The 23475-nt window shown below is 62.8% G+C and carries 22 protein-coding genes; 8 read left to right on the top strand and 14 right to left on the bottom strand.

All coding sequences use genetic code 11. From position 1 onward, the window contains the following. The 5 genes from AC1Z36_RS12115 to AC1Z36_RS12135 all read right to left on the bottom strand — a co-directional run bounded on the left by AC1Z36_RS12115 (window position 1) and on the right by AC1Z36_RS12135 (window position 6482). Complete coding sequence (locus AC1Z36_RS12115; protein WP_483561281.1) at window positions 1-948, bottom strand: dihydrodipicolinate synthase family protein; 948 nt, start codon at window positions 946-948, stop codon at window positions 1-3. A gap of 43 nt (window positions 949-991) precedes the next feature. Continuing rightward, window positions 992-1786 carry an ABC transporter ATP-binding protein gene (locus AC1Z36_RS12120; RefSeq protein ID WP_483561282.1) on the bottom strand — a complete coding sequence of 265 codons (795 nt, stop codon included), beginning with the start codon at window positions 1784-1786 and terminating at the stop codon, window positions 992-994. Then, window positions 1783-3795, bottom strand: a complete 2013-nt coding sequence (locus AC1Z36_RS12125; protein WP_483561283.1) for a dipeptide/oligopeptide/nickel ABC transporter permease/ATP-binding protein — start codon at window positions 3793-3795, stop codon at window positions 1783-1785. The genes AC1Z36_RS12120 and AC1Z36_RS12125 overlap by 4 nt, the downstream gene beginning before the upstream one ends. A gap of 11 nt (window positions 3796-3806) precedes the next feature. Next, window positions 3807-4763, bottom strand: a complete 957-nt coding sequence (locus tag AC1Z36_RS12130) for an ABC transporter permease (protein WP_483561284.1) — start codon at window positions 4761-4763, stop codon at window positions 3807-3809. Window positions 4764-4871: 108 nt separating this feature from the next. Then, window positions 4872-6482, bottom strand: a complete 1611-nt coding sequence (locus tag AC1Z36_RS12135) for an ABC transporter substrate-binding protein (protein WP_332595114.1) — start codon at window positions 6480-6482, stop codon at window positions 4872-4874. A 103-nt stretch (window positions 6483-6585) separates the two neighbouring features. Between AC1Z36_RS12135 and AC1Z36_RS12140 the strand changes: the two genes are divergently transcribed. Continuing rightward, the gene (locus AC1Z36_RS12140; RefSeq protein ID WP_286172099.1) at window positions 6586-7344 is read left to right on the top strand and encodes a FadR/GntR family transcriptional regulator; all 759 of its coding nucleotides are present in this window, start codon (window positions 6586-6588) and stop codon (window positions 7342-7344) included. A 44-nt stretch (window positions 7345-7388) separates the two neighbouring features. Next, complete coding sequence (gene pepN, locus AC1Z36_RS12145; protein ID WP_483561285.1) at window positions 7389-10034, top strand: aminopeptidase N; 2646 nt, start codon at window positions 7389-7391, stop codon at window positions 10032-10034. A gap of 29 nt (window positions 10035-10063) precedes the next feature. On the opposite strand, the gene AC1Z36_RS12150 is transcribed toward pepN, so the two are convergent. Both AC1Z36_RS12150 and lplAB read right to left on the bottom strand, forming a co-directional pair. Beyond that, window positions 10064-10189 (bottom strand): hypothetical protein, encoded by a 126-nt coding sequence (locus AC1Z36_RS12150; RefSeq protein ID WP_286172100.1) that lies wholly within the window; start codon window positions 10187-10189, stop codon window positions 10064-10066. Between the two features lie 66 nt (window positions 10190-10255). Further along, window positions 10256-11311, bottom strand: coding sequence for a lipoate-protein ligase LplAB (lplAB, locus tag AC1Z36_RS12155; protein WP_400342360.1), 1056 nt, complete (start codon window positions 11309-11311; stop codon window positions 10256-10258). A 171-nt stretch (window positions 11312-11482) separates the two neighbouring features. On the opposite strand from lplAB, the gene AC1Z36_RS12160 reads away from it, so the two are divergent. Further along, window positions 11483-13081, top strand: coding sequence for an HNH endonuclease (locus AC1Z36_RS12160; protein ID WP_483561286.1), 1599 nt, complete (start codon window positions 11483-11485; stop codon window positions 13079-13081). A 751-nt stretch (window positions 13082-13832) separates the two neighbouring features. On the opposite strand, the gene AC1Z36_RS12165 is transcribed toward AC1Z36_RS12160, so the two are convergent. The 4 genes from AC1Z36_RS12165 to AC1Z36_RS12180 form a co-directional block, all read right to left on the bottom strand. Next, window positions 13833-14090 (bottom strand): type B 50S ribosomal protein L31, encoded by a 258-nt coding sequence (locus AC1Z36_RS12165; protein ID WP_013348950.1) that lies wholly within the window; start codon window positions 14088-14090, stop codon window positions 13833-13835. 146 nt (window positions 14091-14236) lie between these two features. After that, window positions 14237-15070, bottom strand: coding sequence for a TrmH family RNA methyltransferase (locus AC1Z36_RS12170; RefSeq protein ID WP_483561287.1), 834 nt, complete (start codon window positions 15068-15070; stop codon window positions 14237-14239). Window positions 15071-15074: 4 nt separating this feature from the next. Next, window positions 15075-15872 (bottom strand): sulfite exporter TauE/SafE family protein, encoded by a 798-nt coding sequence (locus tag AC1Z36_RS12175; protein WP_133833401.1) that lies wholly within the window; start codon window positions 15870-15872, stop codon window positions 15075-15077. A gap of 28 nt (window positions 15873-15900) precedes the next feature. Next, window positions 15901-16686 carry an ABC transporter ATP-binding protein gene (locus tag AC1Z36_RS12180; protein WP_105657799.1) on the bottom strand — a complete coding sequence of 262 codons (786 nt, stop codon included), beginning with the start codon at window positions 16684-16686 and terminating at the stop codon, window positions 15901-15903. Window positions 16687-16873: 187 nt separating this feature from the next. On the opposite strand from AC1Z36_RS12180, the gene serB reads away from it, so the two are divergent. Together serB and AC1Z36_RS12190 are read left to right on the top strand one after the other, a co-directional pair. Next, a complete protein-coding gene (gene serB / locus AC1Z36_RS12185; RefSeq protein WP_105657798.1) occupies window positions 16874-17794 on the top strand; it encodes a phosphoserine phosphatase SerB in 921 nt (306 codons plus the stop codon). 161 nt (window positions 17795-17955) lie between these two features. Then, window positions 17956-19704: a VanW family protein gene (locus AC1Z36_RS12190; protein WP_483561288.1), complete on the top strand. Its 1749-nt coding sequence runs from the start codon at window positions 17956-17958 to the stop codon at window positions 19702-19704. Between the two features lie 149 nt (window positions 19705-19853). Here AC1Z36_RS12190 and AC1Z36_RS12195 read toward each other — a convergent pair whose 3' ends face one another. Both AC1Z36_RS12195 and fabG read right to left on the bottom strand, forming a co-directional pair. Continuing rightward, window positions 19854-20603 carry an SDR family oxidoreductase gene (locus AC1Z36_RS12195; RefSeq protein ID WP_105661240.1) on the bottom strand — a complete coding sequence of 250 codons (750 nt, stop codon included), beginning with the start codon at window positions 20601-20603 and terminating at the stop codon, window positions 19854-19856. A 34-nt stretch (window positions 20604-20637) separates the two neighbouring features. Further along, the gene (fabG, locus tag AC1Z36_RS12200; protein WP_105657795.1) at window positions 20638-21360 is read right to left on the bottom strand and encodes a beta-ketoacyl-ACP reductase; all 723 of its coding nucleotides are present in this window, start codon (window positions 21358-21360) and stop codon (window positions 20638-20640) included. A 217-nt stretch (window positions 21361-21577) separates the two neighbouring features. Between fabG and AC1Z36_RS12205 the strand changes: the two genes are divergently transcribed. The 3 genes from AC1Z36_RS12205 to AC1Z36_RS12215 are packed head-to-tail and all read left to right on the top strand — an operon-like array spanning window position 21578 to window position 23154. Further along, on the top strand, window positions 21578-22000 hold the full coding sequence (locus AC1Z36_RS12205) for a DUF3099 domain-containing protein (protein WP_332727427.1): 423 nt from the start codon (window positions 21578-21580) through the stop codon (window positions 21998-22000). Beyond that, window positions 22000-22245: an acetone carboxylase gene (locus tag AC1Z36_RS12210; RefSeq protein ID WP_105657794.1), complete on the top strand. Its 246-nt coding sequence runs from the start codon at window positions 22000-22002 to the stop codon at window positions 22243-22245. The genes AC1Z36_RS12205 and AC1Z36_RS12210 overlap by 1 nt, the downstream gene beginning before the upstream one ends. Continuing rightward, a complete protein-coding gene (locus tag AC1Z36_RS12215) occupies window positions 22246-23154 on the top strand; it encodes an SURF1 family cytochrome oxidase biogenesis protein (protein WP_332498810.1) in 909 nt (302 codons plus the stop codon). A gap of 78 nt (window positions 23155-23232) precedes the next feature. Here AC1Z36_RS12215 and AC1Z36_RS12220 read toward each other — a convergent pair whose 3' ends face one another. After that, entirely contained in the window at window positions 23233-23475 is a 243-nt protein-coding gene (locus tag AC1Z36_RS12220) for a hypothetical protein (protein ID WP_402734860.1), read from the bottom strand.

A 23475-nucleotide genomic window follows, 5' to 3' on the forward strand; every position in this document is an offset into this window, starting at 1 on the left:
CTACTTGGCGGCCACCGGCAACAGGCCGGTTTCGGCCAGGATCCCGCGGATCGCGGCGGCCTCGGAGGCATCCAGCGACGCCATCGGGGCGCTCATGGCGTTATTGGCGATGATGCCCAGTTCCACCAGGGCGGTCTTGAAGGCGCCCAGGCCCGCAGCCCCTGGCGACACCCGGGAAGCATCCGGGGTGTAGACGATGTCGAAGACGCGGGCCAGGCGGTCCTGCTCGGCTGCGGCGCTGGCCCAGTCGCCGGCCACTGCCTTCTCGAACAGGCGGCGGTAGCCAGCTGGGTCCACGTTGCCCAGGCCCGGCACCACGCCGTGGGCTCCGCCCAGCAGTGCCCCGTCGACGACGACCTCATGGCCGGTGAACACCGAAAAGCCCTCGATGTCCTGGGTGGCCAGCAGCAGCTGGCGGAAGGCCACGTCGTCGCCCGAGGAGTCCTTCACGCCCACGATGGCGCCGGACTGCGCCAGCCGGATGGCCACATCCAGCGGCAGCTTGTGGTGGGTGCGCACCGGCACGTCGTAGGCGAAGATGTCGACCTGCAGGGCGTCGTGGATGGCGGTGAAGTGCGCTTCGATCTCCGGGCCGTTGGAGATGGCATAGAACGGGGTGGTGACCACCAGCGCGTCGGCGCCCAGGGCGATCAGGCGCTGGCCCTCGTCGATGACGCGGGCGGTGGTCTGCTCGCTGGCACCGACCAGCACCGGCACGCGGCCGGCGTTGGCGGCCACGATCCGGGCGAGTACCGCGTCGCGTTCGGCATTGGCCAGGTAGGGCACCTCGCCGGAGGAACCGAGCACGAACAGGCCGGCCACTCCCCCGTCGATCAGGTGTTCCACCACGGCATCCAGGCCGGCGGCGTCAATGGCGCCATCGGCGGTGCGCGGGGTGATGACCGGCGGGATGACGCCGGAGTACTTCGGGTTGTTCGTGTAAGCCACGGGGATTCGGTCTTTCTCTAGGTGCCGCAATTGCGGCGATTGGTTAGTGCTCCAGCAGTGCCGGGGCAGCACCCAACAGGGTGCGGGTGTAGTCATTGGTGGGCACGTCGAATACCTGTGCGGCATCGCCTCGCTCGACGATTTGCCCGGAGTTCATCACGCAGATGGTGTCCGAAACATAGCGCACGGTCTGGATATCGTGGGAGATGAACACCATGCCCAGGTTCAGCTCGGATTTCAGGTCGGTGAGCAGGTTCAGCACCTGCGCCCGCACCGAGACATCCAGCGCGCTGGTGGGCTCATCGGCCACGATCACCGCAGGTTCCAGGGCCAGCGCCCTGGCGATGGCCACGCGCTGGCGCTGGCCGCCGGAGACCTGGCTGGGCAGGGCCGAGGCCGCCGAAGCCGGCAGGCCCACCACCTCAAGCAGTTCCAGCGCCTTGGCCTTGCGCGAAGCATCGCTGCCGATGCCATGCACGCGCAGCGGGTCGGTGAGCGTGTCCATGATCGACATGCGCGGATTCAGCGCGGTGGCCGGGTCCTGGCAGACCACGCCCACGCTGCGCCCGAACTCCTTGCGGCCTGCGGCGTTGCGCTTGCCCACCGGCTTGCCGTTGAACAGCACCTGCCCGCTGGTGGGTTCCTGCAGTCCCACCAGCACCGAGGCCAGGGTGGACTTGCCGCAACCGGATTCGCCCACGATGCCCACGGTCTGCCCGCGGCGCACCGCGAAGTCCACCCCGTTGACGGCCTTGATCAGGCGCGGGGAGAACAGCTTGCCGCCGCGGATCTTGTGGTGCACGTGGATATCCTGCAGCTCGATGATCGCGTTGCTCATTTGCTGGCTCCTTGAAGGTGGCTGCCATTGCCCTGGTGGCTGGCCCAGCGGTGCTCGCTGCCGGCGCCCACCGGGACGAAGGACAGGTGCTGGTCCGGGTCGGCGCCGGCACGCTGCGAACGCTCGGCGAAGCGGTCGCCGGCGGCGAAATCGTACGGGCTGGGGACGGTGCCCGGGATCTGGTGCAGGCGTTCGGCCTTCGACTCGATGGAGAGCACCGCGCCGAGCAGGCCCTGGGTGTATTCGTGATGCGGGTCCGAGAGCACCTCGCTGATCGGACCGGACTCCACCACCTGGCCGGCGTACATCACGGTGACCCGGTGGGCCAGCGAGGCCACCAGTGCCAGGTCGTGGGAGACGAAGACCATCGCGAAGCCCAGCTGCTCGCGCAGCTCGTTGAGCAGGTCGACCACTTGCTTCTGCACGGTGACATCCAGCGCGGTGGTCGGCTCGTCGCAGACCACCAGCTTGGGGCTGCGCGAGAGGGCCATGGCGATCAGCACGCGCTGGCGCTGGCCGCCGGAGAGCTCATGCGGGTAGGAGCGCAGGGTGCGCTTGGCGTCCAGCTTGACCAGGGCGAGCAGTTCCTCGGGGGTCTTGCGCCCGCCGCGGCGGGTGAGCTGGCGCAGCTGGTCGCCGACGAGCATCGAGGGGTTCAGGCTGGACAGCGCGTCCTGGTAGACCATCGCGATCTGCTCGCCGCGCAGGCCCTTGTAGACCTTGTCGTCCCCGGCCCGGGTGCCGCCATCGGAGGTAGCCGGCAGCAGTTCCCTGCCCTCGAAGGTGATGGAACCGGAGAGCTGGGCGCTGCCCGGCAGCAGGCCCATGATGGCCAGCGAGGTGATGGACTTGCCGCAGCCGGATTCGCCCACCAGCGCCATGGTTTCGCCCTCGCGCACCGCGAAGGAGACATCCTGCACGATCGGGGTGTCCCCGTAGCGCTCCGGGAAGCGGATGGACAGGTTCTTGACCTCCAGGATGGTGCGCGGCGCGCCCTGGGAGGTATCGAGCACCAGGCGGTCGGTGCGCTGGGCCTCGGCCGCTGCCAGCAGGTCCAGTTCCCCGCGCAGCCGCTCGGCGGCCTGCGGGTCCGCGGCCGCCTTGGCCTTGGCCAGCGCAGGTTCGCCGTTCTTCTTCGCCTGCTTCCTGGCCGAGCCCTTGGTGTTCACCAGCGCATCGGTCATGCCTTCGGCCAGCATGTTCAGCGCCAGCACGGTCAGCAGGATCACCAGGCCGGCGAAGGTGGTCGCCCACCACGCGCCGTTGAGCACCAGGGTGCGGCCGTAGGAGATCACGTTGCCCCAGCTCGGGGCCGGATCCTGGATGCCTGCGCCGAGGAAGGAAAGGGATGCTTCGAGGATGATGGCGTCGGCCACCATCACGGTGGCGAAGACCATCACCGGGGCCGCGCAGTTGCGCAGCACGTGGGTGCCCAGGATGTAGAAGCGCCCGGCGCCGATCACGCGTTCGGCGCGCACATAGTCCTCGCCCCATTGGGCCAGCACGTTGGCACGGACCACCCGGGCGATCTGCGGGGTGTAGATGATCGCGATGGACAAGATGATCACCGGCAAGGTGTTGCCCAGCGAAGCCAGCAGCGCGGCGGCCAGGGCGATGCCCGGGAAGGCCATCACCATGTCCATGATGCGCATGATCGTCTCATTGGCCCATTTGGCGCTGGTGGCGGCCAACGCACCGAGCAGCCCGCCCATGACCAGTGCCAGCGCCACCGACCCCAGGCCGACCAGCAGCGAGGCTTGGGCGCCGAAGAGCAGGCGCGAGTAGATGTCGCGGCCCAGCCGGTCGGTGCCGAAGAAGTGCTCGGCGCTCGGCTTCTGCGCCGGGATTCCGGTGGCCAGCGGGTCGTGCGGGGCGATCAGCGGGGCGAAGAGGGCCACCGCGGCAATGGCCAGCAGGAAGGCCAAGGCGATTTTGGAGCCTGCCGGCAGCGCCTTGAAGCGGGCGCCGGAATCGGAAAGGCGGTTCACGAGGCTGTTGCGTGGGGCCATGATGCTCATCCCTACACCGTCCTAATTCGTGGGTTGATCAGCAGGTAGAGCAAGTCGACGATGATGTTCACGAGCACGAAGGTGATCGCGATGGTCAGCGTGACGCCCTGGACCAGGTTGGTGTCCTTGTTGGTAATGCCGTTCATGATCAGCTGTCCCATGCCGGGCAGGGAGAAGATCATCTCGATGACCACCGCACCGCCCAGCAGGTAGCCGATGCGCAGCCCGAGCACGGTCACCGGGGTGACCAGGGCGTTGCGCAGCACGTTCTTGGAGATCACTTCGCCGCGCGGCACGCCGTTGCCGATGGCGGTGCGCACGTAGTCGCGGTCCAGTTCCTCGACCATCGAGGTGCGCACCACGCGGGTGAGCGAGGCGGACACCGGGATGGCCAGGGCCAGGGCCGGCAGCGCCATATGCAGCAGCCAGGTGCCCGGGCCCGATCCTTCGGGGGCAGCTCCCCCGGAGGGGAACAGCGGGCTGGAACCCAGGGCGAACCACTGGATGAGCAGGATGCCCAGCCAGAAGGACGGGGTGGCGATCGCCGCGATGGAGAAGATGCGGACCAGCTGGTCTGGCCAGCCATCGCGGTACAGCGCACCGAGCAGGCCGAAGGCCAGCGAGATGACCACGGCGATGACCACGCCCAGGAAGGTCAGCTGCAAGGTCAGCGGGAACGCGCCGGCGATCATCTGGGAGACCGATTGGGCCGGCGGGGTGGTCAGGCCGAAGTCCAGGCGGATGAACCGGCCGATGAAGCTGATGTACTGGACCACCAGCGCGTCGTTCAGGCCGCGTTCCTCGCGGTAGGCCTCTTTGGCGGCCTCGGAGGCGCCCTCGCCCAGCGCGGAGGTGGCTTCATCGCCCGGGGCCAGCTTCATGATGATGAAGACCATGGCGGAGATGCCAAGGACCATCACCGGCAGCGCGGCCAGGCGGCGTAAGAGCAGGTTGAGGAAATTCCCCATGGAGTAGCTCCGTCGAGTATCGAAGTGTGCAGGTCATTGCGCTGTGCGGGCCGGGCGGCACGGCGTGGGTGCCGTGCCTCCCGGCCTGCTGCGCGGGGCCGGGGCCAGCTAGGCCTTGCGGTTCACGCCGACAAAGGAGATGCCGGTGGTTGGCAGCGGTGCGAAGCCTTCCAGCGCGTTTTCGTCCCAGGCCGATGGCAGCTGGCGGTGCAGCACCGGGTAGAGCGGGGCCTGGTCGGCGACGATGTTGATCGCCTTGCCCCACGCCGCCATGGCCTTGTTCGAATCATCGGTCTGGATGGCCGCGTCCAGCTGCTTCTGCAGCTCCTTGTATTCGGGTGTATCGTTCCAGCGGAAGCGGTTCTTCGGCCAGACATCGCCTCGGTAGAACCAGCTCATCAGCAGGTCCAGGTCGTTGCCGAAGACCGATGGGTCGCCCGGGGCGGCCACCACCGAGAAGGTGCCGCTGTCCACGTTGTCGGTGTACAGCGCGCCGGACTGCAGGTTCTTCATGGTGACCTTCACGCCCGGGATCTTGTTCCAGGATTCGAGGATCAGCGGGGCGATGTCCTTGACCCACGAGGTGTCGGTGGTCAGCAGCTCGAATTCCAGCTTGTCCACGCCGGCTTCGGCCAGCAGCGCCGCGGCCTTCGCCGCGTCGTAGCCGTAGACCGTATCCGCCTTGATGTACTGCGGGTGGCTTTCTTGCACATAGGAGCTGGCCGCCTTGGCGTTGCCCAGCAGCGCGGTGCTGATGATCGACTCGGTGTCCAGGCCGTAGTGCAATGCCTGGCGGACCAGGGCGTTGTCGAATGGCTTCTTGGCGCAGTTGAACATCAGGAACAGCAGGCCGAAGGAATCGGCGCTCTTCACCGTGGCCTTCGAGGCCAGGCGGTCCATATCGAGGTACGGCACGTCCTCGATGGCCTGCACGCGGCCCGATTCCATGGCGGTCACGCGGGCCGCCGCATCGGAGAGCAGGAACCAGGTCATGCCGCTGGCGGTCGCCGGGTACTTGCCGTTGTAGTCCTCGAACTTCTCGAAGACGATCTTGTCGTCCTTGGTGGCCGAGACCAGCTTGTACGGGCCGGTGCCGATCGGTGCGGCGTCGAAGGCGGCCTGGTCCTTGGAAGCCACGGCCTTCGGCACGATCTTGACCACCGAGATGCGGGTCGGGAACAGCGGGAAGGCGTAGTTCAGCGTGAACGCCACGGTCTTCTCGTCCTTGGCCTTCACCGACTTGATGAAGGGGATGAACTGGGCGAACAACGAGGCGTTGCCGGTGTCCAGCACCCGCTCGAAGGAGTAGACGACGTCCTGGATGGTGACCGCTTCCCCGTTGTGGAAGGTGGCCCCGTCGCGCAGGGTGATTTCCCAGCTGGTGTCGTCAATCTGCTTCGGCTCCGCCGCTGCCAGCGCCAGGTACGGTTCACGGGTGGCCGGGTGCAGGTCCACCAGGCCTTCGAAGATGTGCATGTTGGCGGCGAACGGGGTCGCGCCGGAGGAGGTCATCGGGTCGAAACCGGTGGACAGGGCGTAGGAAATGCCTGCCTCGATGGTGCCCGTGCCGGCAGCTGCGGTGCTGCCCGCGCCGCCGCTGGCTCCTGGGGAGCAGGCGGCCAGGCTGGCCGAGAATGCCGCAGCAGCGCCAACCATGCCGGTGATCTTCAGGAAATCTCGTCGTGCAAAGGGCTTGTTGGCTACTTCGTTCAAAGCCATTCTTGCCACCTCCAGGAAAATGAGTGAGTGTTGTAGGACGTAGGATGTCCGATCTATGGTCTAGACTGTAGTGGACGTCACGCCGCATGGTCAACTGCGTCACATGAACTTCTCCGCCCGCCGAGGAAAGCAGGATCCGTTGAGCACGATGCCAGCCCGCCGATCAGATGCCCGTGCCCGCCTGCGCGCGCTGACCAATGACATCACCGCGCTGATCCTGGAACGCGGATTGCTGCCCGGGGACCCGCTGCCCACCGAGCAGGAACTCATGGCCGAGCTGGGTGTGGGGCGCAACTCCCTGCGCGAGGCGATCAAGGTGCTCCAGGCCCTGGGCATCATCGACACCCGCCACGGTTTCGGCATGTTCGTGGCCCAGGAAAACCTCAACGCCCTGCATGACTCCCTCGCCTTCCGCGGGCAGATGTCGCTGCGCCACCATGGTCATGAGGCCAGTGAGCTGGTCGATGTCCGCCAGGCACTGGAAACCGGCCTGATCGGCCTGGCCATCCGCGCGGTCACCGACGAGCACCTGGAGGCCTTGGAGCAGTGCGTAAGCCAGATGGAGCAGCACGCGGCGCGCGAGGAGACCTTCGTCGAGCAGGACAAGGCCTTCCACCGCATCCTCTTCGAGCCGCTGGGCAACCAGCTGCTGACCAACCTGCTCGGAGTGTTCTGGGATGTCTACCGCACCATCTACGATGCAATCGACTCCGATCTGGAAATCACCCAGCCGGCCAAGACCGCCCAGGACCACCGCGATATCCTCGACGCGGTACGCGCCAAGGACGTGGAAACCGCCCGGCAGCTGATCTCCGAGCACTTCCACGGCATTCGCGCCCTGCTGGCGAGCCGGGAAGTTTAGCAAAAAGAACCCTAAAGCATTCCTTTCACAGCTAAGCTGGGGTGGTGGACACACTTCAACGCTATGCACCCAATGAAAACCTCAGGCGCGACGAAGCGGCCTGGCGCGCACGGAATATCGAATGGCACTTCGCCGAGGTCCAGCTCGATCTTTCCAATGCCACCGATCGCACAGCCACCAGCTTCAGCTCGATCACCACGCTGAACTTCAGCTCCAAGGATCCGGCGGCCTTCATCGACTTCATCCACGAATCCGTGGACGAGGTACTGGTCAACGGCACCGCGATCGACCTGGAATCAGCAGTGCTCGATGCACGCATCTACCTCGATCAGCTGCGCACCGACGTGCCGAACACCGTGAAGATCACCGGGCGGGCGATCTACTCGCGCTCCGGCGAGGGGCTGCACCGCTTCGTGGATCCGCAGGATGGGCAAACCTACCTCTACACCCAGTTCGAGCCTTCCGAGGCGCGCCGGGTCTTCGCCTGCTTCGAGCAGCCCGACCTGAAGACCAGCTACCGCTTCACCCTCACCGGCCCGGCAGCCTGGCATCTGGCCAGCAACCAGCCGATCGTCGATGAGGTACTGCACGATGACGGCACCAAGACCGTGGCCTGCGCCCCGACTCCCCCGATTTCCAGCTACATCACCGCGGTGCTGGCCGGACCGTACCACGTGGTGCGCGGCGAGCACCTCCAGCGGCTGGAGGACGGCGAAGAGCTGAGCATCGAGATGGCCGCCACCTGCCGCGCCTCGCTGGCCGGGCACTTCGACGGCGACGAGATCATCAAGCTGACCAGCCAGGGCCTGGACTACTACCACCAGCTGTTCGACTACCCCTACCCGTGGGGCAAGTACGACTCGGCGTTCGTGCCGGAGTACAACCTCGGCGCCATGGAAAACCCGGGCCTGGTTACCTTCACCGAACGCTACGTCTTCACCTCGCATGCCACCGAAGGGCAGTACGAGCAGCGCGGCAACACCCTGATGCACGAAATGGCGCACATGTGGTTCGGCGACCTGGTCACCATGAAGTGGTGGGATGACCTGTGGCTCAAGGAATCCTTCGCCGACTACATCGGCACCCTGGCCAACGACGAAGCCACCGATTTCACCACCGCGTGGACCACCTTCGCGGCGCGCCGCAAGGCCTGGGCCTACGTGGCCGACCAGATGCCCACCACCCACCCCATCGTGGCCGACATCCCGGACCTGCTGGCCGCGGACCAGAATTTCGATGGCATCACCTATGCCAAGGGCGCCAGCGTGCTCAAGCAGCTGGCCGCCTTTGTCGGCGCCGAGGCCTTCCGCGACGCCGCCCGCGCCTACTTCCGCAAGCACGCCTACGGCAATACCTCGCTGGATGACTTCCTCGAAGCGCTCGAAGCGGCCAGCGGCCGCGATATGGGCCAGTGGGCGGATGCCTGGCTGAAGACCAGCGGCGTGCCGAAGCTGCACGTCGAGTACACCACCGATGCCGGCGGCACCATCACCGCGGCATCGCTGATCCAGTCGGGCACCGATCCGGTCACCGGGCAGAAGATCGCCCGCCCGCATGTGCTTTCGGTCGGCGCCTACCAGCTGGACGGGAGCCAGCTGGTGCGCACCGACTCGGTGGACGTGGAGCTCTCCGGCGAATCTGCGGCCCTGGACTTCCTGGTCGGACGCCGGATCCCGGATCTGCTGCTGCCCAACGACGGCGATGAGACCTATGCGCTGATCGAATTCGACCCGGTTTCGCGTGCCACCTTGCTCGGCCACCTCTCGGGCCTGGGCGACTCGCTGCCCCGCGCCACCTGCTGGGCGTCGCTGTGGGATGCGGTGCGTTCGGCCACCTTGGATGCGCAAAGCTACGTGCAGGCGATCCTCGATCACGCGCACGCCGTCACCGACGCGGGCGTCTTCGGGGTGCTTACCGACCAGTTGGCCACCTCGATTTCCAAGTACGTTGCCCCCGAGCTGCGCGCGGAGCTGCGCCAGAAGGCCGCCGCAACCCTCACCGGGTGGCTCACCCGGTTCGAGGCCGGCGGAGACCAGCAGACCACCACCGCGCGCACCCTGGTTCGCCTGGCCCGTGCCGGCGTGGCTCCGGAGGTGCTCGACGCCTTCCTGGGCGAGCAGCCCAATGCCTACCAGGTCACCGTCGATGAGCAGCTGCTGTGGGGTTCCTACATCGCGCTGGCCGCTTCCGGCCGGCTCGACGAGGCCGCCGAGGCGTCCATGCACGAAGCGGCCAAGGCCAACCCCACCAGCGTGGCGCAGAATTCGGTTCGCACCGCGCTGGCGGCGCGCCCGGACCCGCAGGCCAAGGACACCGCTTTCGACACCGTGCTGATGGCGCGCGATGAACACGGAGAGCTGTCCAACGATGCCCTCTCGGCCACCGCACTTGGCTTCACCATGGGTTCCTCCGCCCTGCTGGCACCGTTCGAGGAACGCTACTGGGCCGCGATCCTGCCGGTCTTCGAGACCATGGGCATGGAATTCGCCACGCGCGTGATCGAGGGGCTGTATCCAGGGCACCAGGATCTCCAGGGCGCCATCGAGCAGAACCATGCACTGGCTACCGCGACCAGCTGGCTGGAACGCCATGAGAGCGCACCGGCCGCCCTCAAGCGCATCCTGCTTGAGGAACGCGCAGAACTGGAACGCTCGCTGAAGGCCCAGGCCTACAGCCGCACCAGCCGCTAGGCGCTGGCCCTCCGAAGCCGGCCCGCTGCTCATCCACGCAGCGGGCCGGCCAAGAGCCGCAGGCCGTTGCCGGTGGCGCAACTGGTTCCAGTGCGGGTCTGCCCTGCGGCCGAACCCGGCCGGCCCAGCGGAGATGGCAGGGCCACAGCAACCATGGCCTCAAGCAAAACAAGGGCCTGGCCTCGAACTTGATCGAGAACAGCCCCTTGGATCTTGGCTCGCTACGGAACCCGCGCGGTCCACTGCGCGGTAGCGAATTTGGCCTCGGCCAATTCCTTCGCCGCCAGACGGGATTCGGCATCCAGCTGCGCCGGCTTGGCCCCGGTGCGCTTGGCGAAGGTGTCCATCATGACGTTGATGATCTCCATGCGATCCAGCTTTGTCTGCGACTTCAGCGGATCCACACGCTTGACCGCTGAGGTGATGCCCTTGTCGGAGATCTTCTCCCGGCCAATGCGCAGCACCTGGGTCATCTTCTCCGCGTCGATGTCGTAGCTCATCGTGACGTGGTGCAGCATCGCACCGTTGGCCAGGCGCTTTTGCGCTGCGCCGCCGATCTTGCCGGCAGGGGTCGCGATGTCGTTCAGCGGCTTGTAGTACGCTTCCAGGCCGATGCTTTCCAGCGCTTCCATCACCCAGGCGTCCAGGTACGGGTAGGAATCGGCAAAGCTCATGCCGTCCACCAGGGATTCAGGAGCGTAGAGCGAGTAGGTAATGCAGTTGCCAGCTTCCATGAACATCGCGCCGCCTCCGGAAATGCGGCGAACCACCTGGATGCCGTGCTTTTCGGCTTGCTCCATGTCCACTTCGTTCTTCAGCGACTGGAAGGAGCCGATCACGACGGCACCTTCGCTCCAGTCCCAGAAGCGGATGGTCGGCTTGCGGGTCCCCTTGGCGATTTGCCGGGTCAGCACCTCATCCAGCGCCACTTGCTCGGTGATTGGAATGATCTCCGGGCCCAGGACTTCCCACTCGTGGTCTTCCCACTTGGTGGCGTGTCCCAGCGCGCGGCGGACGACGCGCGCGATGGCGTCTTCGTCAAAACCGAACATCACTGCGCCTTCACGCAGATTGTCGGTTACCGCATTGCGTATGGTGCTGTGGCTGGCGTCCGCTGGCAAACCGCGTAGCGCATCATTCAAGTCATCGAGTGCATCATCTGGTTCCAGGAAGAAGTCGCCATTCAATGACACTTCGGTGATCACGCCATCGGAAGTATCCAGATCTACAACGACTAATTTGCCACCGACTACCTTGTATTCACCATGATGCTTCATGGTTTCATTCTATCCCCGGCTGCCCACTAGTCGAATCCACGCGCCCCCGGATTCGGTGGTTCGCAGTGGCAACATTCGACCCCGGATAACAATCGAATAAATATTCGAGAATACTTCCACATTCCGCGGATTTCCGGGCCAAACTGTCTGTTGCCAGCAGGATAATTAACTATGGCTATACCCGATTTCATCCATGACGACGATGATGAACATCGTCTACCGTTGCCCCCATCTGGCACTCGCACAGAATCCCACAAGGATTCGTTATTCAGCGACCATCTCGAGCATCACCTGTTCCATGGTCCGCTGAAGCAATTGGCAGATGAGCTCTACGACGCGGGCCCGCTCAATGGCCCCGGCGACGCCCTCGAACGGCTGAAGAAGATCCAACGCATCCAGAGCACCCTCGATGCAATGACATCTGTGCTGCTGGCCGATTCAGTAGAACAAGTCAGTGAATCATTTGCCGATATGATCGCCACCGCGGGGACCACTACCGAGGAGGAGGAACGCGAGGCTCGGAAAAGTGCTCAATACTATGGCGTTGACCGCGGCAGTGACCAGGTCATCAACTCCAACTTCATCGCAGAAGCGGCTGTCGCGCTGCGTGAGACCCCTCGCATGGTAGGCAAGCGGATGTTCTATGCCAAGGGTCTTCGCTACGCCTGCAAGGAAACCCTCACGGCTCTGGCTGCAGGAGAGATCACGCCCAAGGCAGCGCATGACATCGTGAAGTATTCGCAGGACTTGCTCCCCGAACAAATCATGCAGATGCAACGCGTGCTGTTGCCCATGGCGAAGACTGCGTCTGATGACGCGATATACCAACGCGCACGCCGGTTCCATGACAGGATGTGCCCGGAGGCCGCCGAACAAAGGCACAAGAAGTCTGAAAAGAATCGCAAGCTCACGCTATGGGATAACGAAAATGGCATGTCCACCCTCAAGTACTACAACAGTGCCGCAGTGATTCATTCCATCAAGAACTCCGTGAAATGGCTAGCTGATCAGCATAACGATCCGCAGGATCCCCGCACCCGGGAGCAAATAGAAGCGGACGCCTTTGCAGACATCATCCTCAACGGCTGGCCGGACCGGGAAGGCACGCCCCTCAAGCCACGGGTATCCATCACGATTCCCGCGGTGGAAATGCTGGCGGATCCTACAAGGACCGTGGCTGACCTGGAAGGCTACGGCCCCATCCCACTGGGGGTCGCATTGGTGTTGGCAAAGGATGCGCCTTCGTTCCAGCGCGTGCTGACCGACCCATGGACTGGCGCCGCGATAGATGTCGAGCGAAGGCGCTACCGGCCCTCGCAGAGCCTCAAGGATCTGTTACGGCACCGCGATGAGCATTGCTGCTTCCCCGGCTGTCGCCGTCCAGCTGACCGCTCCGAGATTGACCATATAAATGGCTGGGCTCACGGAGGGCATACGACCAGGGACAATACGCATCTGCTGTGCAAGCAGCATCAAATGTTCAAGCATGCATTGGGTTGGAAAGTCGTTCCGCGTCCTGACGGATCCAAGATGTGGGTGACTCCACACGGGCTGAGCGCACTCGTTATTCCGGATAGCGTCAAGCGTGTGGACCAATTCGATCATGTAAATGATCATTGCCCAGAGCGCCCTAAGGTCATTCCTTTGCCGCATATTCGACTCACGGCAGAAGTACGCAGGGTACTTGGGCTCAAGCCTCGCGTCGACATTCCAGACGAGGATCCCGGTCCTGAATCGCCGCCAGATGACGGCCAGAAGGAAACAGGCTGAGGACGCTATCCCGATTGACCGGTTTTTGGGTGACAGACTTTTTCAGTCACCAGCACCTCCACACCACCAATAACACCATTCACGCAACGGCGATGGAGCCAGTTGCTCGGAGCAGTGCGGCCAAGACGTCTGCTTCGACGAGTCAGCGAATCCTTATTCAGCCGCCACTGGAAACCCCGACGGCTATAGCACCGAAAAGCTCTGGGCAAACGCTCCTGACAATATTTTTCAGTCAATGGCGCCTCCAGGCAACTGCCAAAATGCCCGATGCGCACCGCTGTGCCAAAAACGGGACCTCTACGACAGTTCCGTGAAAACATTTTTCAGTCATCCCCGGCTGCCCCGACGGCTATTGCGCCGAACGACGCTGGGGCGAACGCTGCTGACAATATTTTTCAGTCACTGGCGCATCGAGACGACTACCAAAATGCCACTAGCGCATCGCGGCGCGAAAAAGGAATCCTCCTAGTCAGTTAAGTGAGAGCATTTTTCAGTCATCTCCTGCCGCCCCGACGGCTATTGAGCAGGAAGACGCTGGGGCGGACGCTGCTGACAATATTTTTCAGTCACTGGCGCATCCAGGAAACTGCCAAGATGCCGCGATGCGTATCGTGGCGCGAAAAACGAATCCTCTTAGACGGTTCCGTGAAAACATTTTTCAGTCACTGATGGACAGGTGTGCTGTTAAAGCAGCAGCGGCGTGTTTCCAAATACTGGAAACACGCCGCGAAAGCTTGCTAGGGGCGAAGTATTACTTCTTGCCGCCGAAGCCCTTGAAGCGGGCGTTGAAGCGCTCGACACGACCAGCGGTGTCCATGATGCGCTGCTTGCCGGTGTAGAACGGGTGCGAAGCTGCCGAGATTTCGACGTCGATTACTGGGTAGGTGTTGCCATCTTCCCATTCGATGGTCTTGTCCGACTTAGCGGTCGAACGGGTCAGGATCTTCTCGCCGGATGCCAGGTCGTTGAAGACAACTGGGCCGTACTGTGGATGGATATCAGCCTTCATAGCTATACACCTTTTTGGTTATGGCCACTGGATTTTGCCAGTAGCTACGTACTCGGAAATTGTGTCCCGCATTCAGGGCTCCATGAAGAGACCTCAATGCACAGACAGTCCATCCTATCGCAAAAGCGGCGGCGGCAGAAACCTTCTTAGCGTGGCGCGGAGCACAAATGCCAGAATGCAATTGCGCTAGCGGCACCAACATTCAGGGAATCCACTTCGCGGTACATAGGGATGATCACGGTCCGGTCAACGGCGGCCAGAGCTTCATCGGTAACTCCCCTGCCTTCGTTGCCCAAGATCATGGCGACCTTCTGGCCAGACTTGATCTCTACTTCGTTTAGCGGGATCGCGTCCTCGGTCAGTTCCATGGCGAGCATCTCGTAGCCATGCTTCTTCAAGATCTGGATGTCCTCTGGCCACGACAGCATGCGTACCCATGGAAGGTCGAAGACCGTCCCCATTGAGACGCGGGCGCTGCGACGGTACCAGGGGTCCACGCATTTGGGGGTGAGCAGCACGGCGTCAACGCCGAGCCCTGAAGCCGAACGGATAATTGCGCCGAGGTTAGTATGGTCGGCGATGTCTTCCAAGATGGCGACGCGCGAACTGGCTTCAAGCACTTCGTCCAGATCCAGCGGTTCGGGACGATTCATCGCTGCCATGGCGCCGCGGTGCAAGTGGAAGCCGACCAGATCCTGGAGCTGCCGATCATCCCCAATGAAAATCGGCGCGTCTGGGAAACGGTTGAACTCCTCGGTTAGCTGGTCCAGATGCTTTTCGGCGAGCAAGAAGCTGCGCGGCACGTGGCCCGCGTTGATCGCACGCTGCACCACTTTGGTGCTCTCGGCAATGTAGAGCCCGTTTTCCACGTCAGTGCGCATACGCAGGTTCGCTTCGGAGAGCCGGAGGTACTCGTCGAGGCGGGAATCGGCCAGATCCGCGACCGGCAGGATCCGTTCAGGGTTGAGAATTTCAGCCACGAAGCTACACCAACTTGTAGAGCATGTTGCCCAGGGCGACCAGGCCCAGGATGACGATGACCAGGCGCAGCAGCCCAGGCGAGAGCTTGCGGCCAATCTTGGCGCCGGCAAATCCGCCGATCAGCGAGCCGACAGCGATAAGCAGGACGACGAGCCAATTGATGCGTTCCGGCGCAATGATCAGGTACATCGCGGCCGCCACGAGATTCACGATCAGGGAGAGGATGACCTTGATTGCATTGGACTGCTGCAGGGATGCTTGCAAGAACACGCCGAATACCGCCATCAGCAGGACTCCCTGCGCGGCGGTGAAGTAGCCGCCGTAGACACCGATGATGAACACCAGGATGTAGAGGACCATTGGAATCTGGGCGCGATCGGCATCATCCGGGTCGGTGCCGCCGGAAGCGGCCTGCCGGGTCTTCGCCCACTTGGCAAGACGGGGCTGGAAGATCACCAGCACCAGCGCGCAAACCAGCAGCACCGGCGCAACGATGCCGAAGACGGACTCCGGCAGGTTCAGGAGGAGCAAGGAACCGATCAACCCGCCGACCAATGAAACCGGCACGAGTTTGAGCAGCGTCTTCTTGACGCTGGCAGCTTCTCGACGGTACCCCCAGGCACCGGAGAAGCCACCAGCAACCAGACCCATGGCGTTGGAGACGACGGCATTCACCGGAGCCATGCCCAACGCCACGAGAATGGGGAAAGTGACCAACGTGCCCGAACCGACGACGGTGTTGATAGTTCCGGCCCACAGTCCGCCAATGAAGACCAGGGCTTCGCGCCAAAATTCGATCACGTGGAATTTTCCCCTTTAGTTATTGCTGTTAGCTGCGTGCAAAAGCAGAGTAGCGTCCACCTTCACGGCGCAGGCTCAGCGGCATGCCATAGGTTGCTTCCAGGTTCGCTTCGTTCAGCGTGGATTCGATCTCGCCGGCAGCGACAACTTCGCCGTCGCGCATCATCAAGATGTGGGTGAATCCCGCTGGCACCTCTTCAAGGTGGTGGGTCACCAGAACCAGCGCCGGGGCATCCTCGTCGGCTGCCAGTTCCGCCAGCTTGCCAACCAGGTCTTCGCGCCCGGCAAGGTCCAAGCCTGCTGCAGGCTCATCGAGGATCAGCAGTTCGGGATCGGTCATCAAGGCACGGGCGATCAGCACGCGCTTGCGCTCGCCTTCGGAAAGCTTGCCGAAAGGTTGGTTCATGAAGGTGGACATGCCCCAGTTGTGCAGCAGATGGAAAGCACGGCGCTCATCGAGCTTCTCGTACTTCTCGCGCCAGCGACCGGTCATGCCGTAAGCCGCGGTGAGTACTACGTTCAGCGCGGTTTCGTTGGCTGGAATGGAGTTGGCAACCAGGGCTGAGCTCAGGCCGATCAACGGACGCAGATCGAAGACCGACACCTTGCCCAAACGTTCGCCAAGGATATCCGCGGTACCGCGGGTTGGGTGCAGCCGGGTGGCCGCAATGTTCATCAAGGTCGACTTGCCGGCGCCATTGGGGCCGATCACAATCCACCGCTGTCCTTCTTTGACTTCCCAGGACACGTCCTTGAGCAGGTCTTTTCGCCCGCGTACAACGCTGACATCTTTGAAAGTTAGCACTTCGCTCATGGTATTCAAGATTAGACTTTTCGCCCCTGTTTCACTAATTGGAAATGCCGAACGGGGCCTGAGATCGCCGGATTGACCTGTATTGCGTCCAACGGCAATACTAGTTCGCTCCCCTGGGCCTGGTCAGCAGCTTTGCGCCAACACGTCATGTTTGGTCGTAAACACCGAAGCAATGAAAAATGGTTGCATGGCTTCATCATTGGTTTTCGCATCCCGCCCCGCTTTCTCCCGCACAGACTTCAACGCTGTATTGCAGCAAGCGGCCGCCGCCGGGCTCATTCCCGCCGCGGACGAGAGCCAGATCAAAGCCAGCGAAGAGCGGCTGGTCGCCAAGTTCCGCCTTGAACAGGCCGATCAGGCGAAGCTGCAGCAGGCTGCTGCGGCATTCGTCGATGCGCAGGTCGCCGACGGCGCACTGGAATACGCGGACATGTGCGTAGCGGTGGTACCGGCCGAACTCGTCGATGCTCCGCAGCTGCTCTTGCTGATGGATGTCGATTCCACCTTGATCAAGCAGGAAGTCATCGAACTGCTCGCCGCTCACGCTGGACGGGAAGAAGAAGTGGCTGCGGTGACCGAAGCAGCGATGCGCGGTGAACTGGATTTCGCCCAGTCCTTGATCCAGCGCGTAGCTACCTTGAAGGATCTGCCAGATACTGTCCTTGCCGAGGTAGGCCAGCGCATTGTCCTCTCGGACGGCGCCGAAGCCCTGGTCAAGCGGTTCCACGCTGCTGGGCACAAGGTCGGCGTAGTTTCCGGCGGGTTCCAGCAGATCCTGGATCCGTTGGCTGCCCATCTGGGCCTGGACCATGCGCTGGCTAACACCTTGGGCATTTCCGAGGGAATTCTTGACGGAACCGTTCACGGCCAGATCGTCGATCGCGGCATGAAGGAAACGATGCTGCGCGCCTGGGCCGAGGAACATCACATCCCGATGACGGCAACCGTCGCCGCCGGTGATGGCGCCAATGATCTGGCCATGGTTGCTGCCGCGGGTTTGGGCGTGGCTTTCAATGCGAAGCCTGCCCTGCGCGATGAGGCGGACGTGCGCCTGGACTTCTCGCGCCTGGACGTCATCGCCGACCTAGTACTCAATGATTTGGCTTAGCGGAATCCAACAACTGCATAACAATTCTGCCGATAGCGGCTTTCGGTAACTTGATCGGTTGTTCCAGCGGTTAGTATTTCTATTGACGCGTTTAACGGCTGGCGGCATAAGTCCTAGCCGCGCGCGTAGCCCCTATCGCTTTCGAAAGAGCTACCAGACCAGTGCAGACCCCCTCCCCGGACAGTTCCTCAACTACGCCTACGCACTCCGCACAAGACAAGAAGAAGCCGAAGAGCAAGGCCAAGCCTTGGATCATTACCGGTTCTTGTGTTGCAGCCGTAGCCGCAGCATATTTCGGCGGAGCCGCCTATGTCAGTTCCCAGGTTCCAGCCAACGCGTCAATTGCGGGCGTGAACATCGGATCCATGAACAAGGACCAGGCTCGCGCCGAATTGGAACGCGAGGTACTCCCCCTGGCTGAAAAGCCAATGGATGTCACCGTCAACGGTGAAAAGTACACCCTGGATCCGGCCAAGGCCGGCCTGGAACTGAACGTTGATGAAACCATCAACGAACTGACTTCCTACGAAATCAACCCCGCCAAGCTCTACGAGCGGCTCACCGGCGAATTCCACGTCACCCCAGCGGTCGACGTAGATCAGGAAAAACTGGGCGCGCAGCTTGAAGCGCTGGCCAAGAAGGCCAATGCCGAGGTCGCCGAAGGAACCATCGATTTCAAGGATGGCACCTCGAAGCTGACCAAGCCCGTTGACGGCGTAGCGCTGAAGACCGAAGAAGCCGCCACACTGATCAGCGAGGAATGGGAAATTGCCGGCGCGGCGATCGACCTTCCTGCCGAAGTCAGCAAGCCGGCGATCTCTGCCGACGCCCTGCAGGCGTTCTACGACAAGGACGTCAAGGCGCTGCTGAAGGACGAGGTCATCCTGGCATCGGATGACAAGAAGGCGTCCATCTCGGCCGCGTCTATTGCCGCGGCGGCAAAGTACGCGCCCAAGGATGGCGCCCCAGCGATCGCATTGGATGACGAGAAGCTCTACAAGGCTGCGACTAAGAATTCCGATCTTTCCAGCACTGCCAAGGATGCGCAGATCGTCTTGACGGACGGCAAGCCGTCCATCATCAAGTCCTCCAAGGGCATCTCGCTGGAGACCAAGGGCCTGGGCGCCAAGGTCCTGGCCGCCACCGCTGCCAAGAACCGCACTGCCGAAGTTGAGATGACCGAGAAGGAAGCCGACTTCACCACCGCAGATGCGAAGAAGCTCGGCATCAAGGAACCGATCGTCACCTTCTCCACCCCCTACCCGGCTTCCGATACCGTACGCACCAAGAACCTGCATGCCGGTTCGGCGCGCGTCAATGGCGATATCATCAAGCCCGGCGAACGCTTCTCGCTGCTGCAGGCCTTGGGCCCGATCACCGTGGCCAACGGCTACTACAGCTCCGGGGTCGTGGAAAGCGGCTTCAGCACCGAAGCCGTAGGCGGCGGACTCTCGCAGATCTCCACCCAGATGTACAACGTCGGCTTCCTGGCCGGATACGACGACATCACCCACAAGCCGCATTCGCGCTGGTTCGAGCGCTACCCCGCGGGACGCGAAGCCACCTTGTGGGAAGGCCAGATCGACATGATCTGGGAGAACAACACCCCCTACGGCGTGATGATCCAGGCCTGGGTTTCGGGCGACAAGGTCAATACCCGCCTGTGGTCCACCAAGTACTGGGATGTATCGCAGAAGAGCTCGGGCAAGTACAACCAGACCAACCCCGAGACCAAGTACAACCCGGCCGAAAAGTGCGTCTCGGAATCTGGTGGCAAGAAGGGCTTCAGCATCGATATCACCCGCTACCGGGAAGCCTTCGATGGATCCAAGAAGCTGCCAGCTGAAACCAAGAGCTGGACCTACAGCCCATGGCACAAGATCGTCTGCGGCGACAAGCCCAAGGACTGATCCAAGCGAAATCGCCGGGCGCCTCCCTTTCGGAGGTGCCCGGCGATTTCGCTTAACCCTGCGCATTTTGCCCCAGGCACGGAAAAGCTGGCGGTCGGAACCCCTGCATGGGGTAACTGCCGCCAGCTGATGCGCGCTGCTGCGGGGGCTTACTTGCCCGACTGCTCCAGGAAGTCGCCTGCGCCGCCAACCAGCTCGGTGTGGCCGGTCTCGACGTCGGCGAAGACCATCTTGGCTACCTCGGCGCCGAACTCCTCGACGGAGTACAGCTTGCCGGCAGCTTCGCGGCGGGCGTCGATAGCACCTGGCTCCATGCGGTTGAGCAGGGTTGCGGTGATGGTGCCTTCGATCATGTCACCGGAGACCACCACGAAGGTGATGTTCTTCTCGGCCAGCTTCGGGATCATTTCACGCAGTGCATCTTCGCCGGCGCGCTTGGACTTGGCCACAGCGTCGTAGGCATCCATGGTGGTTACTTCGTTGATGAAGTGCGCCTGGTGGCTGGTAACGAAGACCACGCGGCCGCCCTCGCTCAGCTGGGGCAGCGCGGCTTCCAGCATGGCCACCTGCGCGTCGCGGTTCAGGCGCAGCGCATAGTTTTCGCCCATGGAGGTTTCCATGCCGCCCGAAGCGTTGAGCACGACGACATCCAGCGAGCCGAAGTTCTCAACAGCCGCGTCAACCAGAGCCTGCGGACCCTCAACGGTGGTCAGGTCGGCGCCCACGGCAACGGCCTTGCCGCCCTTTTCTTCAATAGCGGCAACAATCTTGTTGGCGCGCGGGGCCTTGGCGCGGTAGTTGACCACTACGCCAACGCCCTGCTCGGCCAGCAGCTGCGCGGTCACCGCACCGATGCCGCGCGAGGAACCGGTTACAACGGCACCTTTGAATTCACTCATGGTGGTACTCCTTTGGATTTCTTGCTTAAATCTTCTAGTGGCCCATGCCCAGGCCGCCATCAACCGGGATCACGGCACCGGAGATGTAGCCTGCTTCGTCGCTGGCGATCCAGCGGACCACGTTGGCAACCTCTTCAGGCTCAGCAAAGCGGTTGGCCGGGATGCTGGAGAGGTATTCCTTCTGGGTGTCCTCTGGCAGCACAGCGGTCATCTCGGTGTTGATGAAGCCCGGAGCCACAACGTTGGCGGTGATGCCGCGTGAGCCCAGTTCACGGGTCAGCGAGCGGGCGATGCCCACCAGGCCGGCCTTGGACGCCGCGTAGTTGATCTGCCCTGGCGAGCCGTAAAGGCCGACGACCGAGGAAATCAGCACGACACGGCCGCGCTTGAGCCGGATCATGCCCTTGGACGCGCGCTTGATCACGCGGAAGGCGCCGGTGAGGTTGGTGTCGATCACCGAGGTGAAGTCGTCTTCGCTCATGCGCAGCAGCAGGGTGTCCTTGGTGACCCCCGCATTGGCGACGAGGACTTCTACCGGACCGTGGGCCGCTTCAACTTCCTTGAAGGCCGCGTCGATCGATTCGCCGTCGGTGACATCGGCCTTGACGCCGAGCAGTCCGGCGGGAACCTCGCCGCTGCGGTAGGTAATGGCCACTTTGTCGCCGTTGGCTTCGAATGCGCGCGCAATAGCAAGTCCGATGCCGCGGTTGCCGCCGGTCACGAGGACACTGCGGCCAGTGGTTGGTTCCGTAGTCAATGTATTTCTCCGTTCATGCGCTCGCTGTCCTGGCATGGTAAATCTCTCCAAGGGCCAGCCGAAAAGCGCACTTTGCCTAGTTAAGTAGCTACTCCGTGAACAATCCTATTAGTTACTACCCAGTTTTACCGCTTCGACAGCGCGTAGAAATTACACTCTTCGTGCCGCAGGTGAGACAATGGGAGCAGATCCCGTACTGCGAAGCGAAGTCTTTTACATGTCCCCACAGCCCACGAATCACGGTTCCAGCCAACCGGAAGTTCACCGCATTACCGAAGCGCGCGAGTCCCATACCACCGAGCGCGATTCACGTGTGCGCAAATACACGATTTCCATGACCGTGCGCCTGATCTGCTTCGTTCTCGCTTTCTTCTTCGATGGCTGGCTGCGCTGGGTCTTGCTCGCGGGCGCAATTATCCTTCCCTATATCGCAGTGGTGATCGCCAACGGCGGTGCGGATCTGACCAAACGCGAACCGCCCGCCGAGTTCTACAAGGCTCCCGGCGCCCAGGCTATCGCCGCACCGGACGAAACCGCGCCGGCCGCGCAGCAGGCACCGGAACCAGAATTGATCGACGGAAGCTTCGCCGAAGAAGCTGAACCGGTGCAACAGCCAACAACTGCTCCCAAGGAGGACTAGTGGATCTGCTAGGTTCGCTCGGCGGCTCCCCTGCCGCCGCCGAAATCCAGTGCTCGCGAAAGGGCTGCCGCAACGCCGCCAGCCACCAGCTGCTGTGGAATAACCCGAAGATCCACACCCCGGACCGGCGCAAAATCTGGCTGGCCTGCGAAGAGCACCGCGACTGGCTCGAAACGTATCTGAAGGAACGCCTGCTCTACAAGGAAACGCTGCCGATGCCGGGCAATGAAGGAGAAAGCAAGTAGATGTATCGTTTTCTGGCCAGTACCCGGTGGGTCGGCTGGCTCATTCTGGTGGCGATCTTCGCCGCCGCCTGCATTGGCTTGGGCAATTGGCAAGCCGACCGCCGTGCCGAAGTCCTCGAGGGCATCGAACGGGTCAACCGCAACTACTTCGCAGAGCCGGTCACCGGCACGCAGGCCCTGGAGAATTTCCAGGACCTGGACGAGGACAAGACCTGGATGACCGCGCAGCTCAGAGGCCAATATCTGCCCGCGGATACCATGATCGTGCGCAACCGCATCAAGGCCGGCAGCCCCGGCTACGAGGTGCTGGTGCCGTTCAGGACCAACGAGGGCGGAACTGTCGTCGTGAACCGCGGCTACCTGCCGATCGGCAACCAGGAAGACGGCCACCCGGATGCTGTTCCAGCGCCACCTGCCGGAGAAGTCACTGTGGATGTGCGCTTGAAACCATCGGAAATCCGCTTGGACCGCGGCGCCCCGGAGGGCCAATTGGCTTCGATCCAGCTCGAAGACTACGCCAAGCTCCTGGACTACGAGATCGCCCAGGGCGCCTACGGCCTGATGTATGAAGAGGATCCGGCCCCGGCCACTGCGCCACTGCAGCTGGACGCTCCGGATATGGATGAAGGTCCGCATCTTTCCTACGAGATCCAGTGGTACATCTTTGGCGTGCTGGCTTTCATCGGCTTCTGGTATGCCGCTCGCCAGCAGAAGAAGCTGAACGCCGAGGATGCCGCCGAGCAAGCCGAAGCCGAGGCGCTGGGCCTGGACGAGCCGCTGCACAAGGTGCGCAAGATTCGCGCCAAGCCGGATAAGAAGTTCCGCCGTGACGGCACGCCGACCGATGAAGCCATCGAGGATGCGCTGCTCGACCAGGCCGACCACACGCCAGGGGGCCTCCCGAAGTAGCTGCGGGAAACAAGGGAACCGCGCGGCAGCTGGAATATTCCAGTTGCCGCGCGGTTCTCTGCTTAATGCAGTTTTCTTTCAGCTGCCGTTGGCCGGCGGCGTCCAGCGGATCCCGCTGTCGCTGCACCCAGGAGTCTTGTGCCACTCGCCTTCGAGGCAGTAGGCATCGATGAGGGTGCGGTCCCCCACCGGCTCCTGCAGTTCCAGCGTGTAGGGCGCGGTCTCGTTGCCCTGGCAGGCATGCGCTTCGCCTTCCAGCGGTTCAACCACGATCCCGATGGCGATCTGGTCATTGGACGGCTCCACCTGGGTGGCGGTCAC

It is taken from the genome of Glutamicibacter sp. BS14 (genome assembly GCF_056934375.1).

Bases quoted from the DNA above. Each gene is read 5' to 3' on its own strand.
- AC1Z36_RS12120 (WP_483561282.1), bottom strand. From the start codon at position 1,786: ATGAGCAACGCGATCATCGAGCTGCAGGATATCCACGTGCACCACAAG.
- AC1Z36_RS12125 (WP_483561283.1), bottom strand. From the start codon at position 3,795: ATGGCCCCACGCAACAGCCTCGTGAACCGCCTTTCCGATTCCGGCGCC.
- AC1Z36_RS12130 (WP_483561284.1), bottom strand. From the start codon at position 4,763: ATGGGGAATTTCCTCAACCTGCTCTTACGCCGCCTGGCCGCGCTGCCG.
- AC1Z36_RS12135 (WP_332595114.1), bottom strand. From the start codon at position 6,482: ATGGCTTTGAACGAAGTAGCCAACAAGCCCTTTGCACGACGAGATTTC.
- AC1Z36_RS12140 (WP_286172099.1), top strand. From the start codon at position 6,586: ATGAACTTCTCCGCCCGCCGAGGAAAGCAGGATCCGTTGAGCACGATG.
- AC1Z36_RS12150 (WP_286172100.1), bottom strand. From the start codon at position 10,189: ATGGTTGCTGTGGCCCTGCCATCTCCGCTGGGCCGGCCGGGTTCGGCC.
- lplAB (WP_400342360.1), bottom strand. From the start codon at position 11,311: ATGAAGCATCATGGTGAATACAAGGTAGTCGGTGGCAAATTAGTCGTT.
- AC1Z36_RS12160 (WP_483561286.1), top strand. From the start codon at position 11,483: ATGGCTATACCCGATTTCATCCATGACGACGATGATGAACATCGTCTA.
- AC1Z36_RS12165 (WP_013348950.1), bottom strand. From the start codon at position 14,090: ATGAAGGCTGATATCCATCCACAGTACGGCCCAGTTGTCTTCAACGAC.
- AC1Z36_RS12180 (WP_105657799.1), bottom strand. From the start codon at position 16,686: ATGAGCGAAGTGCTAACTTTCAAAGATGTCAGCGTTGTACGCGGGCGA.
- serB (WP_105657798.1), top strand. From the start codon at position 16,874: ATGGCTTCATCATTGGTTTTCGCATCCCGCCCCGCTTTCTCCCGCACA.
- AC1Z36_RS12195 (WP_105661240.1), bottom strand. From the start codon at position 20,603: ATGAGTGAATTCAAAGGTGCCGTTGTAACCGGTTCCTCGCGCGGCATC.
- AC1Z36_RS12205 (WP_332727427.1), top strand. From the start codon at position 21,578: ATGTCCCCACAGCCCACGAATCACGGTTCCAGCCAACCGGAAGTTCAC.
- AC1Z36_RS12215 (WP_332498810.1), top strand. From the start codon at position 22,246: ATGTATCGTTTTCTGGCCAGTACCCGGTGGGTCGGCTGGCTCATTCTG.